Source organism: Cellulosimicrobium sp. NPDC057862 (assembly GCF_042797035.1).
Classification (GTDB): Bacteria; Actinomycetota; Actinomycetes; order Actinomycetales; family Cellulomonadaceae; genus Cellulosimicrobium.
On record NZ_JBHVMH010000013.1, the window covers coordinates 73,815 to 92,284 of the forward strand.

Annotated in this window: 15 protein-coding genes; 14 read left to right on the forward strand and 1 reads right to left on the reverse strand. The window is 74.1% G+C overall.

Annotated elements, in window-relative coordinates:
- Window positions 1–12 precede the first annotated feature (12 nt).
- Window positions 13–1,479: a glycoside hydrolase family 15 gene (locus ACFVN3_RS15575; protein WP_378233815.1), complete on the reverse strand. Its 1,467-nt coding sequence runs from the start codon at window positions 1,477–1,479 to the stop codon at window positions 13–15.
- Window positions 1,480–1,771: 292 nt separating this feature from the next.
- Between ACFVN3_RS15575 and groL the strand changes: the two genes are divergently transcribed.
- The 14 genes from groL to urtE all read left to right on the forward strand — a co-directional run bounded on the left by groL (window position 1,772) and on the right by urtE (window position 18,463).
- Window positions 1,772–3,397 (forward strand): chaperonin GroEL, encoded by a 1,626-nt coding sequence (groL, locus tag ACFVN3_RS15580; RefSeq protein WP_378233816.1) that lies wholly within the window; start codon window positions 1,772–1,774, stop codon window positions 3,395–3,397.
- A gap of 200 nt (window positions 3,398–3,597) precedes the next feature.
- Entirely contained in the window at window positions 3,598–3,900 is a 303-nt protein-coding gene (locus ACFVN3_RS15585) for an urease subunit gamma (RefSeq protein ID WP_378233817.1), read from the forward strand.
- 50 nt (window positions 3,901–3,950) lie between these two features.
- The gene (gene ureB, locus ACFVN3_RS15590) at window positions 3,951–4,409 is read left to right on the forward strand and encodes an urease subunit beta (RefSeq protein WP_378233818.1); all 459 of its coding nucleotides are present in this window, start codon (window positions 3,951–3,953) and stop codon (window positions 4,407–4,409) included.
- A 3-nt stretch (window positions 4,410–4,412) separates the two neighbouring features.
- Entirely contained in the window at window positions 4,413–6,131 is a 1,719-nt protein-coding gene (locus ACFVN3_RS15595; protein WP_240201357.1) for an urease subunit alpha, read from the forward strand.
- 3 nt (window positions 6,132–6,134) lie between these two features.
- Window positions 6,135–7,043, forward strand: coding sequence for an urease accessory UreF family protein (locus ACFVN3_RS15600; RefSeq protein ID WP_378233819.1), 909 nt, complete (start codon window positions 6,135–6,137; stop codon window positions 7,041–7,043).
- A complete protein-coding gene (gene ureG, locus ACFVN3_RS15605; protein ID WP_378233820.1) occupies window positions 7,036–7,854 on the forward strand; it encodes an urease accessory protein UreG in 819 nt (272 codons plus the stop codon). Before ACFVN3_RS15600 ends, ureG begins: the two co-directional genes overlap by 8 nt.
- Window positions 7,855–7,876: 22 nt before the next feature.
- The gene (locus ACFVN3_RS15610; protein WP_378233821.1) at window positions 7,877–8,860 is read left to right on the forward strand and encodes an urease accessory protein UreD; all 984 of its coding nucleotides are present in this window, start codon (window positions 7,877–7,879) and stop codon (window positions 8,858–8,860) included.
- Window position 8,861: 1 nt separating this feature from the next.
- On the forward strand, window positions 8,862–9,902 hold the full coding sequence (locus ACFVN3_RS15615) for an energy-coupling factor ABC transporter permease (RefSeq protein ID WP_378233822.1): 1,041 nt from the start codon (window positions 8,862–8,864) through the stop codon (window positions 9,900–9,902).
- 35 nt (window positions 9,903–9,937) lie between these two features.
- Window positions 9,938–13,072, forward strand: a complete 3,135-nt coding sequence (locus ACFVN3_RS15620) for a hypothetical protein (protein WP_378233823.1) — start codon at window positions 9,938–9,940, stop codon at window positions 13,070–13,072.
- A 223-nt stretch (window positions 13,073–13,295) separates the two neighbouring features.
- Window positions 13,296–14,561, forward strand: coding sequence for an urea ABC transporter substrate-binding protein (gene urtA, locus ACFVN3_RS15625; RefSeq protein WP_378233824.1), 1,266 nt, complete (start codon window positions 13,296–13,298; stop codon window positions 14,559–14,561).
- 101 nt (window positions 14,562–14,662) lie between these two features.
- The gene (gene urtB, locus ACFVN3_RS15630; RefSeq protein ID WP_141390001.1) at window positions 14,663–15,547 is read left to right on the forward strand and encodes an urea ABC transporter permease subunit UrtB; all 885 of its coding nucleotides are present in this window, start codon (window positions 14,663–14,665) and stop codon (window positions 15,545–15,547) included.
- Window positions 15,544–16,767 (forward strand): urea ABC transporter permease subunit UrtC, encoded by a 1,224-nt coding sequence (gene urtC / locus ACFVN3_RS15635; RefSeq protein WP_378233825.1) that lies wholly within the window; start codon window positions 15,544–15,546, stop codon window positions 16,765–16,767. Before urtB ends, urtC begins: the two co-directional genes overlap by 4 nt.
- Window positions 16,764–17,771, forward strand: coding sequence for an urea ABC transporter ATP-binding protein UrtD (gene urtD, locus ACFVN3_RS15640; RefSeq protein WP_378233826.1), 1,008 nt, complete (start codon window positions 16,764–16,766; stop codon window positions 17,769–17,771). The genes urtC and urtD overlap by 4 nt, the downstream gene beginning before the upstream one ends.
- The gene (gene urtE, locus ACFVN3_RS15645; protein WP_378233827.1) at window positions 17,768–18,463 is read left to right on the forward strand and encodes an urea ABC transporter ATP-binding subunit UrtE; all 696 of its coding nucleotides are present in this window, start codon (window positions 17,768–17,770) and stop codon (window positions 18,461–18,463) included. The genes urtD and urtE overlap by 4 nt, the downstream gene beginning before the upstream one ends.
- The last annotated feature ends 7 nt before the right edge of the window (window positions 18,464–18,470 follow it).

Genomic DNA, 18,470 nt, shown 5'->3' on the forward strand with positions numbered 1-18,470 from the left:
CCGACCACGCCTCTACCTCGCCGGGGCGGCGGTGGTCGTGTCGAGCTCCACGAGCGCGAGCACGACGAGCGCCGAGCTCCACGACAGCGGAGCGACGGCGGCGGGCGAGCCGTCCGCGAGGACCTTCTCCGGGATCGCGCCGGACGCGGTGCGGTGGTCGTCGACCCAGCGGAGCCACTCCTGGGCGTCGGCCCGGTCCTCCGGGTCCGACGACGACGCCGCGGTGAGTGCGTAGAGCGTCGTCTGCGGCGTCCAGGAGATGCCGTCCTCGCGCCAGCCCGCCCCGGGTGCGAGCCCACCGGCGGGGCGCAGCATCTCCGTCACGGACGCGCGCCACGCGACGTCCGCTCCCGCGAGCGGCTCGGGCTGGAACGGGGGCAGGACGAACGCGGTCGATGCGTCCCGCGCGCCGCCGGTCACGTGCCGCGGGTAGCCCTGCGACCCGAACGACCGCTCGACGGCCATGCGCAGCCGGGCGGCAGCGAGCGTCGCGTCGGTCGCCCGGTCGGTCTCGCCCACGGCGGCGTAGACGTCGGCGGCACCCTCGAGCCCGGCGAGCAGGGGTCCGGCGGTGCCGAGGGTCAGGGCCGTCGGCTCGACCTCCCAGTAGTCGCTCGACGGCGGGGGCAGCGGGTCCTCGCCGTCGACGAGCGAGAGCGCGTGGTCGGTCGCGGCGTCGACGAGGGGCCGCAGCTCCGCGGCGGCCCGGCGCCGTTCGGCGGCGGGCGTCTCCTCGAGCACGACGTCGGTCGCCCACAGGACCCAGCCGACGCCGTCGGACTGGTGGCCGCGGTCGTCGGGGACACCCGAGCCGTCGGGCAGGTAGCGGGCGTGGAACGACCCGTCGTCCTCCTGGACGCGGGCGAGGAAGCCGAGGACGTCCCGTGCGTCGTCGACGTGCCCGGTGCGCGCGAACGCCGCCGCGGTGAACGACGCGTCGCGCGGCCACACGTAGCGCCACTTGGGGGAGGCGGCGGCGAGCGCGGCGCCGTCGTCGAGGGTCAGGGCGCGCAGGTCGAGGAGCGCGGCCTCGCCGAGCGCGGCGAACGGGCCGTCCACGCCGGGGACGACGCCGGACGCGAGCCACGTGCGCGACGCGGCGGCGGCGTCCTGCGCCCGTCCGGTGTCGAGGAGCGCCGCCGCGTCGAGCCGGGCCCCGGCGACCTGCGCGAGCCGGTCCGCCTCACCGTCTGCCGGGTCGACTCCTGCGGCGAGCGCGACCGGGTCGAGGGTCGCCGGGTCGAGCACGCGACTGCCGGGAAGGTAGGTCGCCGCGGCACCGGGGGCGAGGCGCAGGAGCGCGGTGCCGCCGCCGGGTGCGGTCGTGACGGCCACGCCGTCCTGGTACAGGTCGATGTGCTCGCCCGTGGGGGCGGCGACGGCGGTCGCGGCGGTGAGGCCGAGGGCAGGGACCAGCACGCAGCCGGCCAGGGCTGCTGCGAGGCGCCACGACGGTGTTGCGCGGATCACACCGCGCATCCTAAGGGGGTCGAGTGGTGCGGCGGGTTTCGCCCGTCGCGATACGGGGACGGGCCGTGACGGGCTGTCTTGCACTCGCCCCCCGCGAGTGCCAATAATGGCGTTAGCACTCTCGTCATGAGAGTGACAGAAGTGACCAGCGCAGGCAGCCGCTCACCGCGGGTGCGGCGCACCACACCAGGTCGACAGGTGAGGCCCGCCCCGGCGGCGTGACATGAACGCCGCCCGTCGCGGGCCGTCCGTCGCGGGCGCCGGCCGACCGCCATACGCCACCAGCGGAGGATCATTCCCCATGGCCAAGATCATCGCCTTCGACGAGGAGGCTCGTCGGAGCATGGAGCGTGGGCTCAACGCCCTCGCCGACACCGTCAAGGTCACCCTCGGCCCCAAGGGCCGCAACGTCGTGCTCGACAAGAAGTGGGGCGCGCCGACCATCACGAACGACGGCGTCTCCATCGCCAAGGAGATCGAGCTCGAGGACCCGTACGAGAAGATCGGTGCGGAGCTCGTCAAGGAGGTCGCCAAGAAGACCGACGACGTCGCGGGTGACGGCACCACCACCGCGACCGTGCTCGCCCAGGCGCTCGTGCGCGAGGGCCTGCGCGTCGTCGCGGCCGGCGCCAACCCGATCGCCGTCAAGCGCGGCATCGAGAAGGCCGTCGACGCGGTGACCGAGCAGCTGCTCAACGCCGCCAAGGAGATCGAGACCAAGGAGGAGATCGCCGCCACGGCCGCCATCTCCGCCGGCGACCCCGCGATCGGCGAGCTCATCGCCGAGGCCCTCGACAAGGTGGGCAAGGAGGGCGTCATCACGGTCGAGGAGTCGAACACGTTCGGCCTCGAGCTCGAGCTCACCGAGGGCATGCGCTTCGACAAGGGCTTCCTCGCGCGCTACTTCGAGACGGACCCCGAGCGCCAGGAGGCTGTGCTCGAGGACCCGTACGTCCTCATCGTCGAGTCCAAGATCTCGAACGTGAAGGACCTGCTCCCGGTCCTCGACCAGGTCATGAAGGCCGGCCGCTCGCTCCTCATCATCGCCGAGGACGTCGAGGGCGAGGCGCTCGCGACCCTGGTGCTCAACAAGATCCGTGGCACGTTCAAGTCCGTCGCCGTCAAGGCCCCGGGCTTCGGCGACCGCCGCAAGGCCATGCTCCAGGACATCGCGATCCTCACCGGCGGCCAGGTCATCACCGAGACGGTGGGCCTCAAGCTCGAGAACGCGACGCTGGACCTGCTCGGCCAGGCGCGCAAGGTCGTCGTCACCAAGGACGAGACCACGATCGTCGAGGGTGCGGGCGACGCCGACCTGATCCAGGGTCGCGTCAACCAGATCCGTGGCGAGATCGAGAAGTCGGACTCCGACTACGACCGCGAGAAGCTCCAGGAGCGCCTCGCGAAGCTCGCCGGCGGCGTGGCCGTCATCAAGGCGGGTGCCGCGACGGAGGTCGAGCTCAAGGAGCGCAAGCACCGCATCGAGGACGCCGTGCGCAACGCGAAGGCGGCCGTCGAGGAGGGCATCGTCGCCGGTGGTGGCGTCGCGCTCATCCAGGCCGGTGCCGTGGCGTTCGAGAAGCTCGAGCTCGAGGGTGACGAGGCGACCGGTGCGCAGATCGTGCGCGCCGCGATCGACGCCCCGCTCAAGCAGATCGCCGTCAACGCGGGCCTCGAGGGCGGCGTCGTCGCGGAGAAGGTGCGCAACCTCCCCGCGGGCCAGGGCCTCAACGCCGCGACCGGCGTGTACGAGGACCTCCTCGCCGCCGGCGTGAACGACCCGGTCAAGGTCACGCGCTCCGCGCTGCAGAACGCCGCCTCCATCGCGGCGCTCTTCCTCACGACCGAGGCCGTCGTCGCCGACAAGCCGGAGAAGGCTCCGGCCATGCCGGGCGGCGACGGTGGCATGGGCGGCATGGACTTCTGATCCACGCCTGACCCTCTCCCGGCCTCGTCCGGGAGGTCGCAGGACATCGAAGGCCGTCGGCCGGGTTCGCCCGGTCGGCGGCCTTCGTCGTGCCCGCGGGAGTCCTCCTCCGGCCACCGGTGGTCCGGGGAAGCAGCGGTACACGCGCGTATAACGCCGTGTATACACGCCGGAAACGAACGCCCGGCAGGATCGCCGCCATGCACCTGACACCCGCGGACACCGAGAAGCTGCTGCTCGCCGTCGCGGGCATGGTCGCGCGCGACCGGCGCGAGCGCGGCGTGCTGCTCAACTACCCGGAGACCGTCGCCCTGCTGACGACGTGGGTGATCGAGCGGGCTCGCGAAGGGGCGGGCGTCGAGGAGCTCATGGTCTCCGGGCGCGCGGTGCTCCGTCGCGACGAGGTGATGGACGGGGTCGCGGAGATGCTGCCCGACGTCCAGGTCGAGGCGACGTTCCCCGACGGGCGCAAGCTCGTCACCATCCACCAGCCCATCGCCTGACCCGGCCCGGTCCGGCGCACGCACGAGGCTCAGCGAGAGCGAGGCGACCCATGGCAGGCATCAGCACGAGCGGACCTGGCGCGATCCGGCTCAAGCGCGGTACCGAGGACGTGCCCGTCGTCCTCAACGCCGACCGCACCGACGACGAGCGCGTGACGCTGGTCGTGACGAACACGGGGGACCGGCCCGTGCAGATCGGCTCCCACCTCCACCTGCCCGACGCCAACGCCGCGCTCTCGTTCGACCGCGCCGCCGCGCACGGGTTCCGGCTCGACGTCCCGTCCGGAACGTCCCGGCGCTTCGAACCGGGCGCGTCCGCCGAGGTCGAGGCCGTCGCGCTCCGCGGCCGCCGGCGCGTGCCCGGCCTCCAGCGCGGCAAGCCCGACGGCGGCGTGCTGGACCGCGCGACCGAGCCTGCCGAACCCGGGAACGCTCCCCAGGATCCGGCGGACGTGGGGACAGACCCCGGGTTCGGCGCGCGGAGCACGACCACTCCTGAGGAGGACTGACGCATGGTCGCGATCTCGCGCGAGCGCTACGTCGCGCTGTACGGCCCGACGACGGGCGACCAGGTGCGCCTCGGCGACACCGACCTGTGGATCGAGGTCGAGGAGGACCGCACGTTCGGCGGCGAGGAGGTCGTCTTCGGCGGCGGCAAGTCGATCCGCGAGTCGATGGCGCAGGGGTCGACGACCCGCGCCGAGGGCGCGCTCGACACGGTGGTCACGAACGCCGTCGTGCTGGACTGGTGGGGGATCGTCAAGGCGGACGTCGGGATCCGGGACGGGCGGATCGTCGCGCTGGGCCGCGCGGGCAACCCCGACGTGGCGGACGGCGTGCACCCGGACCTGCACATCGGACCGTCGACCGACGTCGTCTCCGGCGAGGGCAAGATCCTCACCGCGGGCGGCATCGACTCGCACGTGCACCTCATCTCGCCGTCGCAGGTCGTCGAGGCGCTCGCGACGGGCATCACGACCGTCGCCGGCGGCGGCACCGGGCCGAGCGAGGGCACCAAGGCCACGACCGTCACGCCCGGGGCGTGGCACCTCGAGGCGATCCACCGCTCGCTCGACCGGCTCCCCGTGAACGTCCTGCTGCTCGCTAAGGGCAACACCGTGAGCGCCGAGGGCCTGCGCGAGCAGGCCATGGCGGGCGCGGGCGGCTACAAGGTGCACGAGGACTGGGGCTCGACGCCGGCCGCGATCGACGCCGCGCTGCGCGCCGCCGACGACTGGGGGCTGCAGGTCGCGCTGCACTCCGACTCGCTCAACGAGGCCGGGTTCGTCGAGTCGACGCTGCGCGCGATCGGCGGCCGCTCGATCCACGCGTTCCACGCCGAGGGCGCGGGCGGCGGCCACGCGCCGGACATCCTCACGGTCGCGAGCCACCCGAACGTCATCCCGGGGTCGACCAACCCGACGCTCCCGCACACGGTCAACACCGTCGCCGAGCACCTCGACATGCTCATGGTGTGCCACCACCTCAACCCGCAGGTCGCCGAGGACCTCGCGTTCGCCGAGTCGCGCATCCGTGGCACGACCATCGCCGCCGAGGACGTGCTCCACGACCTCGGCGCCATGTCGATCACGTCGTCCGACGCGCAGGCCATGGGCCGCATCGGCGAGGTCGTCACGCGCACGTGGCAGGTCGCGCACGTCATGAAGGCACGCCGCGGCGCGCACCCGGGCGGCGCGCGCGGGCCGGAGCTGCCGGCGGACAACCTGCGCGCGCGCCGGTACGTCGCCAAGTACACGATCAACCCGGCCGTCGCGCACGGGATCGACGCGTACGTGGGATCGGTCGAGCCGGGCAAGGTCGCGGACCTCGTGCTGTGGGAGCCCAAGCTCTTCGGCGTCCGGCCGAGCGTCGTGATGAAGGGCGGCGCGCTCGTGTGGGGCGCGCTGGGCGACCCGAACGCGTCCATCCCGTCGCCGCAGCCCGTGCTCATGCGGCCGGCGCTCGCCGACGCGATCGGTGCCGACGTGTCGATGTCGTTCGTCTCGCCCGCCGCGCTCGACGACGGCCTGGAGGAGCGGCTCGGACTCGCACGACAGCTCCTCCCGGTGGCGGACACGCGGGGCGTCGGCAAGGCGCAGATGAAGAACAACGACTACCTGCCGCAGATCGACATCGACCCCGAGTCCTTCGCGATCGAGGTCGACGGCGAGCTCGTCGTCCCCGCGCCCGCCGACCGGCTGCCGCTCGCGCAGCTCTACTCGCTGTTCTGAGCCATGAGCGAGATGCGGGAGGTCGACGCGGAGGGGCGCGCGGAGCTCATGCTCGCGCTGCTCGCCGACGCGCGCCTGCCCACCGGCGGGCACACGCAGTCCGCGGGCCTCGAGCCCGCGCTGCGGGCGGGCATGCCCGCGGCGCGCGTGCCCGACTACGTGCGCGCGCGCCTCGCCACGGTCACGCGCGTCGAGGCGGCCACGGCGGTCGTCGCGCGGCACGTGGCGCTCGCGGCCGGTCCCAGGCCCGACGGCGCGGAACCGGCCTCCGCGGATCGCGCGCCGTCCGTCGAAGTGCCCGACGGCGTGGCGTCCGCGGCGCGCGGCCTCGCCGGAACGTGGGTCGCCTGGACGGCCCGGACGCCGTCGCACGCCCTGCGCGAGACGTCGCAGCGGCTCGGCCGCGGCTATCTGCGGCTCCTGCGCCGGCTGTGGGCCGGGCATCCCGCCGTCGTCGCGCTGGACGAGGCGGCGGCGCTCGTCGCCGACGCGCGGCGCGCCGACGGGGTGCCCGACGCGGGCGCGGGCGCTCCGTCGGCCGAGCGGGCGCCGTCGGGCACCGGGCCCGGTCCGGGGGGTCGGGCGGCGGCCGGCCGCAGGGCGCCGCAGCCCCCGCGACCGGTGGTGCTCGGCGTGACCGCCGCGTGCGCGGGGCTGTCCGCGCTCCAGGTCGCGCGCCTCGTCGGGTACGAGGACGTGCAGACCGTCGCGGCCGCGACGCTCAAGCTCGAGCCCGTCGACCCGGTCGTCGCGACGGGCTGGGTCGTCGCCGCCCAGCCCGCGATCGACGCGCTCGCCCACGACGTCGCCCACCTGACCGACCCCCGCGCGATCCCTGCGCACGGCGCACCGCTCGTCGAGCAGTGGGCCGAGCTCCACGCCCGCACCACCGAGAGGCTGTTCAGTGCCTGATCAGACGACCCCCGCCAGTACTCGTTCCCTGCGCCTCGGCGTCGCCGGCCCTGTCGGCACGGGCAAGAGCTCGCTCATCGCGCTCCTGTGCCGCGAGCTGTCCGGCGTGCTGCAGCTCGGCGTCATCACGAACGACATCTACACCGACGAGGACGCGCGCTTCCTGCGCTCCGCGGGCGTGCTCGACCCCGAGCGCATCCGCGCCGTCGAGACCGGCGCGTGCCCGCACACCGCCATCCGCGACGACGTGACCGCCAACCTGCTCGCCGTCGAGGACCTCGAGGAGGACTTCGCGCCGCTCGACGTCGTGCTCGTCGAGTCCGGTGGGGACAACCTCACCGCCACGTTCTCGCCCGCGCTCGTGGACGCGCAGATCTTCGTGCTCGACGTCGCGGGCGGCGGGGACGTCGCACGCAAGGGCGGGCCGGGGATCGCCCGGGCGGACCTGCTCGTCGTCAACAAGACGGACCTCGCGCCCTACGTGGGCGTCGACGTGCCACGCATGGTCCTCGACGCGACGGCCGCGCGCGACGGCGCCCCGGTGCTCGCCCTCTCGCGCCTCGACCGCGAGTCGATCGACGCGCTCACGACGTGGGTGCAGACGCTGCTCGCCGCGCACCGAGCGGGCGCCCACGTGCCGCAGGACCCGGGCCCGATGGCGCCGCACTTCCACGCGGACGAGGAGGGCAACGGCTTCCTCCACACGCACGAGGAGGGCGACGCGTCGCACGCCCACGGGCACGACCACCCCCACGCCGACGAGCACGGCGACGCGGCCGCGGAGCCGGTGGCCGCCGTCGGGCGCGACTGAGGCGCGGGGCGACGAGGCGCTGATGGACGACGTGACGCGCGTCGGCGCGTACCGGGAGGCGGGCCGCGTGCGGTGCGACCTGCGCCCGGGCGCGCTGAGCCCGCGCGTCCTGTCCACCGGTCCCGGCGTGGCCCGGGTCGCGCTCGTCGCGACGCGCGCGCTGCTCCTCGGGGGCGACCGCGTGCGGATCGAGGTGCACGTGGGCGAGGGCGTCGAGCTCGAGCTCGTCGAGGTGTCGGGGACCGTCGCCTACGCCGGGCGCGGCCGGTCGGCCTCGTGGGACGTGGACGTGCGGGTCGACGCCGGCGGGCTCCTCGTGTGGGACGCCCTGCCGTTCGTCGTGGCGGACGGGGCCGACGTCGAGCGCACCACGCGGGTGTCGCTCGCCGACGGCGGAGCGCCGCGTGAGCGGGGTGTCGCGCTGCTGCGCGAGACGCTCGTCCTGGGCCGCTCGGGAGAGGTGGGCGGGCGGCTGCGGTCGCGCACGCACGTCGACCTGTCGACACTCGTCGCCGCCCGGACGCCCGGCGGTGTGGGCGCGACCGGTGAGTCCGCGGCACCGGACGGGTCGAGACCTGCATGGCGGAGCGACCCTGCTCGACCGGAGCACGTGCGCGAGCTCTTCGTCGAGCACCTCGACCTCGACGACGACCGCGCCCTGCCCGGGATCCTCGGCGACGCGCGCGTCGTCGACTCGGTGCTGTGCCTCGGCACGCGGCCGCCGGCCCCGCTCGTCGGTCCGGAGGTGGACCGGCTCGCAGGCAGGACGCCCGCACCGCCCGGACCGCTGCGGCTCGACCTCGACGGCCCCGGCGCGATCGGCCGCCACCTCGGCCCGTGCACCCACGACGCCGGGATCGACGCCGTCGTGGCCGCCTGGACGACGGCGGTGCGCGCTGCCCGGGCCGCCGACCTGCCCGGTTCCGCGCCGCCGCCCGACCCTGCTGCGCCGTCGGACACCGACGTTCCCGAACCCCGCACGACACTGCTGACGACAGGAGCCTGACATGCACGTCCCCGACCACTTCCTCAACGACCCCACGTCGGCGACGACCGCCGTCGTGTCCCTCGCCGCCGTCGGCTACGCGGCGTACCGGGCGCGCGAGGACCTCACTCCGCGCCGCGTCGCGCTCACGGCCGCGACGACCGGCTTCGTCTTCGCCGTCCAGATGCTCAACTACCCCGTCGCGGCCGGGACGAGCGGGCACCTCATGGGCGGGGCGCTCGCGGCCGCGCTCGTCGGGCCGTGGCTCGGTGTGCTGTCCGTGACGCTCGTGCTGCTCGTGCAGGCCCTCGTCTTCGCAGACGGCGGGCTCACCGCGCTGGGCACGAACGTGCTGCTCATGGCGGTGGTCGGGACGCTCGTCGGCTGGGCGGCGACGCGCGGGGTGCTGCGTCTGACGCGCGGCCGGGGCGCGGCCGGCGCCGCCGGCGTCGGGGCGCTCGTGAGCGTGCCCGTCTCGGCCGCGGTGTTCGCCGGGCTCTTCGCCGTCGGCGGGACGGTCCCGGTCCCGGTGGGCGAGCTCGTCGGCCAGATGCTCTCCGTGCACGCGGTCATCGGGCTCGGCGAGGCGCTGATCACCGCGGGCGTCGTCGGGCTCGTGCTCGCCGTCGCTCCGGGCGTCGCGGCGGTCGAGGGGGTGGCGCGCTCCGCCGCGAGCCACGCCGTCGTGCCGGACGCCGTGCGGTCGGCTGCTTCGTCGACCGGAGTCGGAGCCCCGACCGCGACGGCACCGGCCGGTGCGGTGCGACGCGCCGTCCTCGCGCTCGGGTCGGGCGCGCTGCTCGCCGCCGTCGTCGTCTCGTCGTTCGCGGCGGCCACGCCCGACGGGCTCGAGGCGACCGCCGAGTCGGTCGGTTTCGCGGGCGCGGCGCGCGACCACGCGTTCGCGGGGATGCCGCTCGCCGACTACGGCGAGGCCGGCGGGATCTTCGTCGGCGTCGCGGGCCTCGTCGGCGTGGCCCTCGTCGTCGCCCTCGCCGCGGCGCTGACGATCGCGCTCCTGCGTACCCGGGGAAGGGCAGCCACCGCGACCGTCCGACCGTGACCGGCGCGTGACCCGCGGCGCCTACGCTGGCGCCCGTGCACGACGACGTCGCCCCTCGCCGGCCCTGGTACGCCGCGGTAGCGGTCGCGGTCCTCCTCGCGACGGGGTTCGGCGTCGCCGCCGGGCTCGGCGACGTCCTCGCCGTCGAGGCGGAGCAGGCGGTCGCGGCGCCCGAGGACCCGGTCGCCGCGCCGCGGACACCCGCGACGGAGACGCCCCCGGTGTCGGTCGTCGCGCTGCCCGACGACAGCCTCAGGCTGTCGCTCGCGGCCGACGCGCTCGTCGCCGCGCTCGCCGGCCGTGGGCGCGACGCCGAGGCACGGCCCCGCGACGGGGGAGCGGGCGACGGTGGCACGGCGGCCGGCGAGCTGCGCGTCGTGACCGGCGTCGACCTCGGCTCCGCCGACCCCGAGGCGTACCGCGTGAGGGTCGTCGCGGACGGCTGGCTCCTCGAGGCGGCCGATCCCGCAGGTGCCGCGCACGGCCTGTACGAGGTCGCGGACCGCGTGCGCACGGGCCGGGCGGCGCTCCCCGCCGGTGCCGGGGACCCGCAGGACGGCGCGGTGCGGGAGCCCGCGCTCGGCATGCGGCTCGTCGACAAGGGGGCGACCGGCATCGAGCCGGACGCGCAGGGGTGGCGCGAGGGCGATCCTTACTCGCACAACGGGGGGTCGTTCGCCGACGCGATCCTCTCGGAGGCCCCCTACGTGGACGACACCGCGCTCGCCGACGACGCGACGGACCTCCGGGGCTACGTGGCGACCCAGCTCGCGCAGGGGTTCAACGGGGTCGTCGTCCCGGGGTTCCTGGAGTACGTCACGTTCGACGGGGTGGGCGACGGGCACGACGTCTACGCGGTCGGCGACGAGCACCTCGACCGCGCGCTCGCGATGCGCGAGGGGTTCGGCCCGCTGTGGGAGGACACGGACGAGGCGGGCATGGACGTCTACCTCCAGACCGACATGCTCATGCTCAGCACGCCGCTGCGGGACTACCTCGACGGACGCGGGCTGGACGTGCACGACCCCGCGCTCTGGGACGTGTACGCCGCCGGTCTCGACGAGCTGTTCACCGCGATGCCCGCGGTCGACGGGATCATGGTCCGCATCGGGGAGGCCGGCCGGATCTACGACCTGCCCGGCTGGGACTACTGGTCCGAGCTCGCGGTCACGGACGAGGGGGCGGTCCGGGCCATGCTCGGGGCGTTCACGCGTGTGGCCGAGGAGCACGGCAAGGACGTCATCTTCCGGTCGTGGTCGGTCGGTGTCGGCGCCGTCGGCGACCTGCACACGAACCCTGAGTCGTACGAGAGCGTGCTCGCCGGGATCGACTCGCCGTCGCTCGTCGTGTCCACGAAGCACGTCGCCGGCGACTTCTACTCGTGGCTGCCGCTCAACCCGACGCTGGAGGTCGGGACGCAGCGCCGCATCGTCGAGCTCCAGTCGCGGCGCGAGTTCGAGGGATTCGGCGCGCTGCCCAACGACCTCGCGCCCGCCTATGCCGCGGCGCTCGACCACTACCTCGCCGCGAACCCGGGCGTCGAGGGCGTGTGGGCGTGGGCGCAGGACGGCGGTCCCTGGAAGGCCGGGCCCATGAGCCTGTACCGCAAGTCCGGGTTCTGGCAGCTCTACGACCTCAACACGTACGCCGCGGCCCGCCTGGCCGTCGACCCGGGCGCGGATCCCGGGGAGATCACCGCCTCCTGGGCGCGGGCGACGTTCTCCGACGACCCGGCGACCGTCGCGGCGGTCGGGGAGGCGATGGCCCGCTCGCGCGACGCCGTGCGGCAGGGGCTGTACATCGAGCCGTTCGCGGAGAACCGTGTGCGGGCGCTCGGACTCGAGCCCCCGCCGATGATGTGGATCTTCGAGTGGGACATCGTCTCCGGCGACGCCGCGGCGCTCGACTCGATCTCGTCGATCGTGGGCACCGACCCGGAAGACGTCGAGGCGGCCGTCGCCGAGGGGCGCGGCGCGGTGGAGACCGTCGAGGAGATGCGCGCGCTGGTCGACGGCACGGACCCGGCGACGTGGCGCGACGACGGGCTGCGGACACAGCTCCTCGCCGCGATCGACTACGAGGCCGACCTGTTCACCGTGCTCGCCGACTACCGCGAGGTCGTGCTCCAGCACGGGCGGTGGCTCGCGACCGGCGACGGCGCGGCCCGCGGCGCGTGGGACCACGCCCGGGTCCGCTTCGAGGCGTCCCGGTCCGCGCACGTCGAGCAGTACGGGGACGACCTCTACCTGCCCGCGTACACGTTCACCGCCGCCGACCTCGGCCTGGAGCGCGCCGGGCGGGACCTGCCCGCCGCGTGGGCAGCACGGGCGCTCGGCGTCCTGCTCGTCGCCGCGCTGCTCCTGGGCACCGCACCCGGGCAGCGCCTCCTCGCGCGGCTCGGCCGTCGCCGGCCGTCCGGTGACCCAGGCCCGGCCGGGCCGGCCGCCGGCGGTCTCGCCCTGCGCGCGCTGTGGCTCGGCGCGACCCGCCCGTGGCGCGTCGCCGCCGCCGTGACCGGCGCCGGACGAGCCGACCGCGTCGTCCTGCTGGTGCTGCCCGTGGTGGCCGTCGTGCTCAGCCGCGTCGTATACACCTGGGCGCTCTCCTGGGTGCACCTCGCGCTCGTGCTCGGGGCGTGGGCGCTGTTCGTCGGCGTCCTGCGGCTGGTCGCCGGGAGGCGCGGCTCCCTCGCGCTCGCCGGCGCGGTCGGCGGCGCGGCGGTCCTGCGCACGGTCCTGCTGCTCGGGGCGCTCGTGCCGACGGGCCCCGGTGGGTACTGGTACGGGCTCTGGGCGGAGCCCGGTGCGCGGACGGCGTACGTGACGCTCGCGACGGCGGCGTTCGGGTGGGTCCTCGTCGCGGCGTGGTTCGCGCTGCGCTCGCTCGGCGCCGGGGTCCTGGCCGCGACGGGCCGAGTCCTCGTGGCGGTCGCGGCGCCGCTCGTCGTCGGTGGTGCGGTGGTGGCCTGGGTCGGGCTGGAGCACACGCTGACGGCCTGGAACGACCAGATGATGATCCTGCCGTGGGGGCTGTCGAGGATCCTCGGCCTCACCGTCCACCTGGGCATCCCCGCGGACCTCCCGGTCCTGGTCGCCGCGGCGGGCCTGGTGGTCGGCGGCGTCGGGGCACTGGCCTGGTGGCTCGGCCGTCGGGTGCCCGACGCCGCGTGACCGAATCGTGACCCCGTGACACGCGCCGTTAACAGCACGGGCAGATCGGGCGAAACACGGCGTCACTAGCGTCGACATCAGTGGGCACCCCCACGGGCACATGAACGTATACATGCCTGTACCCGGTGCTCGCGGCGAGCGACCGCCTGCCCGGCGGCCGCCGGCCTCCTGCTGAGAAACCTGCGGAGAACTCCGCTGTGCGAACCTCGCTGAAAGGACTCTCGTGACACCTTCACGCGCCACGACCCGTCTCGCCCCGGCCGCCGCTCTCGTCGTCCTCGCGCTCACGCTCACCGCGTGCGGCGCGAAGACGGAGACCGGTGACGGCGCGGGCGCCGCGACCAGCGCCGCAGAGAGCTGCGTCGACACCTCCGGCGACACCGTCAAGATCGGCTTCCTCAACTCGCTCTCCGGCACCATGGCGATCTCCGAGCAGACCGTCGCCGACTCGCTCGCCCTCGCGGCGGAGGAGATCAACGCCGACGGCGGCGTGCTCGGCAAGCAGCTCGAGATCGTCCAGGAGGACGGCCAGTCCGAGCCTACGGTCTTCGCGGAGAAGGCGGAGAAGCTCATCACGAGCGACTGCGTCGCCGCGGTGTTCGGCGGCTGGACGTCCGCGTCGCGCAAGGCGATGCTCCCCGTCTTCGAGGCGCAGGACTCGCTGCTCTTCTACCCGGTCCAGTACGAGGGCCTGGAGTCGTCGCCGAACATCTTCTACACCGGCGCGACGACCAACCAGCAGATCGTCCCCGCGCTCGACTACCTCAAGGAGCAGGGTGTCGAGTCGATCTTCCTCGTCGGCTCCGACTACGTCTTCCCGCGCACCGCGAACAAGATCATCAACGCCTACGCGGAGGCCAACGGCATCGAGGTCCTCGGCGAGGAGTACGCACCCCTCGGCCACACCGACTTCTCCACGATCGTCAACAAGGTGAAGTCCGCCGGGGCCGACGCCGTGTTCAACACGCTCAACGGCGACTCCAACGTCGCGTTCTTCAAGGAGTACAAGAACGCCGGCCTCGGCCCGGACACGATGCCCGTCGTGTCCGTGTCGATCGCCGAGGAGGAGGTCGGCGGCGTCGGCGTCGAGAACGTCGAGGGCCAGCTCACCGCCTGGAACTACTACCAGACCATCGACAGCCCCGAGAACACCACGTTCGTCGAGGCGTTCCAGGCGAAGTACGGCGCCGACCGCGTGACCTCCGACCCCATGGAGGCGGCGTACACGTCGCTCTACCTGTGGAAGGGCATGGTCGAGAAGGCGGAGTCGTTCGACGTCGCCGACGTCCAGGAGGCCGCCGACGGCGTCACGTTCGACGCCCCCGAGGGCTCCGTCACCGTGAACGGCGACAACCACCACATCGCCAAGACCGCGCTCATCGGCAAGATCGGCCCCGACGGCCTCATCTACACCGAGTGGAGCTCGGGCGAGCCGATCGAGCCCGACCCGTACCTCGAGGGCTACGACTGGGCCGAGGGCCTCTCCTGACCCCCTGAGTGCTGGGTATCTGTCGTCGCCGCACGGCCGGGACGACAGATGCCCAGCACTCAGCGGGCTCCTGTTCGCACCCACCGGAAGGCACGACGCCCATGGATGTGCTGTTCTCGCAGCTCTTCGCGGGGCTGAGCCTCGGCTCGGTCCTGCTCCTCGCCGCCCTCGGGCTGGCGCTCACGTTCGGTCAGATGGGCGTCATCAACATGGCGCACGGCGAGTTCATGATGGCGGGCGCCTACACGGCGTTCGTCGTGCAGGGGGTCGTCGGGAACGCCGGCGTCTCGCTGCTCGTGTCGCTGCCGCTCGGGTTCCTCGTCGGCGGTCTGCTCGGCCTGCTGCTCGAGGCGACGCTCATCCACCGCATGTACAAGCGGCCGCTCGACACGCTCCTCGTCACGTGGGGCGTCGCGCTCGTGCTGCAGCAGGTGGCGCGCGACGTGTTCGGCGCCCCGAACGTCGACGTCCGCGCCCCCGCCTGGCTGAGCGGCGCCGTCGACCTGTTCGGCCTCGCCGTCCCGAAGACGCGGGTGTTCATCCTCGCGCTCGCCGTGGTCGCGGTCGTCGCGCTCGCGGTCGTGCTCAAGGTGACGCCGCTCGGGCGCCGGATCCGTGCCGTCGTGCAGAACCGCGACCTCGCCGAGGCGAGCGGCGTCTCCACGCGGACGACGGACCGCCTGACGTTCTTCATCGGCTCGGGCCTCGCCGGGATCGCGGGCGTCGCGCTCACGCTCCTCGGGTCCATCGGCCCGACGCTCGGCACGAGCTACATCGTCGACGCGTTCCTCGTCGTCGTCGCGGGCGGCATCGGCCAGATCAAGGGCACGGTCATCGCGGCGTTCGCGCTCGGGCTGCTCCAGGCGACCTTCGAGTACTCCACGACGGCGAGCATCGCCAAGGTGCTCGTGTTCGTCGTCATCGTCGTCTTCCTCCAGGTGCGACCCCAGGGCCTCGTGTCGGTCCGGACGAGGAGCCTCGCATGAGCGCCGTCACGACCGGGAGCACGTCCCGGCTCTCCGCGCTGTACCGCTCGTCGCGCGCTCGCGTGATCGTCGGGTTCGCCGTCGCGGCGGTCCTGCTGTTCGCGGTCGCCCCCGCGACGCTCTCCACGTTCCGCCTCGGCCTGCTCGGCAAGTTCCTCTGCCTGGCGATGGTCGCCGTCGGCATCGGCCTCGCGTGGGGCCGCGGCGGGATGCTCACGCTCGGCCAGGGTGTGTTCTTCGGCCTCGGCGCCTACATCATGGCGATGCACCTCAAGCTCGCGGACGCCGGACCGGACGGGGTGCCGGACTTCATGATGCTCTACGGCTCGGGCGAGGTGCCGGGCTGGTGGGAGCCGTTCCGGTCGCCCGTCCTGACGATCCTCGCCATCGCGATCGTGCCCGCCGGTGTCGCGGCGCTGCTCGGCTTCGCCGTCTTCACGCGGCGCGTGCGCGGCGCCTACTTCGCGATCCTCTCCCAGGCGCTCGCGGCGGCGTTCGCGATCCTGCTCATCGGGCAGCAGGCGACGACGGGCGGCACCAACGGCCTCAACGGGTTCCGGTCGTTCTTCGGGTACGACCTCGCCGACCCGGTGAACAAGCGCATGCTCTTCTTCATCGCCGCCGGGGCCCTGCTCGTCATGGTCGCCATCGCGCGCCAGCTCATGGTGTCGAGGTTCGGCGAGCTGCTCGTCGCCGTGCGCGACCAGGAGAACCGCGTGCGGTTCCTCGGCTACGACCCCGCGAAGGTCAAGGTCGTCGCGTACGCCGTCGCGGCGTTCATGGCCGCGGTGGGCGGCGCGCTGTTCGTGCCGATCGTCGGGATCATCTCGCCCGCCGACGTCGGCGTCGTCCCGTCGATCGGCTTCCTCATCGGCGTCGCGATCGGTGGCCGGGCGACGCTCCTCGGCCCGGTGCTCGGGTCGATCGCCGTGAGCTGGGCGCAGACGAGCCTGTCCGAGGCGTTCCCGTCCGGCTGGATCTACGCGCAGGGCGCGCTCTTCATCCTCGTCGTCGCGTTCCTGCCCGGCGGGCTCGCCGAGCTGTTCACGCGGTGGCGCCGCTCGCGCCGCGGCTCCGTGCCCGACGGCGGTGCACCCGTCCCGGTGGGCGGCGGCGCCTCGGACGGGGGCCGCCCGGGCGAGCCGGACCCGGGCGACCCGACGGCCGAGGCGCCGACCGCCGTCGACCACGACCCCGCCACCTCCGGGAGGACCGCATGACCACGCAACCCACCGGACCGGCGTCGGGCACGGCGCCGGCGCCCGAGGCGGTCGCCGCCGTCCTCGAGACCGGCGTCGCGGGCGACGGGCTCGACCTCGAGGCCGCGCAGTCCGTCCTCGGCGTCGACGACTCGCGCTTCCGGCACGACTACCTCGAGGTGCGCGGGCTGCGCGTCGAGTTCGACGGGTTCGTCGCCGTCCAGGGCGTCGACCTCACCGTCACGGCGGGGGACCTGCGGTTCCTCATCGGGCCCAACGGTGCGGGCAAGACGACGATCGTGGACGCGATCACCGGTCTCGCCAAGGCGTCGGGGTCCGTGCAGTTCGGCGGGGCCGACCTGCTCGGCAGGAAGACGCACCGCATCGCGCGGGCCGGCGTCGGGCGCACGTTCCAGACCGCGAGCGTGTTCGAGGAGCTCAGCGTGCTGCAGAACCTCGACATCGCGGCGGGTGCCGGACGCGGCCCGCTCACGCTCCTGCGGCGTCGCACGTCGACGCCCGAGGCCGTCGAGCAGGCGCTCGAGACCGTCGGGCTCGCGCACCTGCGCGACGTCCAGGCCGGCATCCTCGCGCACGGGCAGAAGCAGTGGCTCGAGATCGGGATGCTGCTCGTCCAGGACGCCCGGCTGCTGCTGCTCGACGAGCCCGTCGCGGGCATGAGCCAGGCCGAGCGCGAGCAGACGGGCGAGCTGCTCCAGCGCATCGGCGCGCAGCGGACGGTCGTGGTCGTCGAGCACGACATGGAGTTCCTCCGGGCCTTCGCGAGCTCCGTGACCGTGCTGCACCTGGGCCAGGTGCTCGCCGAGGGCACGTACGCCGAGGTCCAGGCCGACCCGCGCGTGCAGGAGGTCTACCTCGGCAGCGCCGGCGCGACGCGCGGCGCCCGCCGCCGCACCCCGGGACGTGCCACGGGAGGTGACGCGGCGAGCGATCCCGCGGCGTCGGGCACGGGGGAGCGCGCGACGAGCCCGGCGACCACCACGAACGACGACGAGGAGGCATGATGCTCGAGCTCACGGGACTGCACGCGGGCTACGGCCGGACCATGGTGCTCCACGGCGTCGACCTCACGGTGCCCGCGGGCGGCGTCGCCGCCGTGCTGGGGCACAACGGCGCCGGCAAGACGACGCTCCTGCGGACCGCGCTCGGGCTGCTCAAGGCCCGGTCAGGGAGCGTCGTGCTCGACGGCGAGGACGTCACCCGGCTGCCGACGCACCAGCGCGTGCGGCGCGGCCTCGCGTACGTGCCGCAGGGGCAGCAGTCGTTCGGCGACCTCACGGCGCGCGAGAACCTGCAGCTCGTCGCGGACACGTCGCGCGAGGGTCCACGACGCCTCGACGAGGCGCTCGACCTCTTCCCGGCGCTGCGCGGGCTGCTCGGCCGGCGCGCCGGTCTGCTGTCCGGCGGCCAGCGCCAGCAGCTCGCCATCGCGCGCGCCCTCATCACCGGCCCGCGCGTGCTCGTGCTCGACGAGCCGACCGAGGGCATCCAGCCGTCGGTCGTCACCGAGATCGAGGACGCGATCCTCGCGCTCACCGACGCGGGCGGGCTGTCGGTCCTGCTCGTCGAGCAGCACGTGGGGTTCGCGCTCGGCGCGGCGCGCGACTACGTCGTGCTCCAGTCCGGCCGCGTGACGAGCCGGGGCTCGGGCGGCGAGGCGGCCGAGGAGAGCGTCCGTGCGGCGATGGCGGTCTAGTCGACGT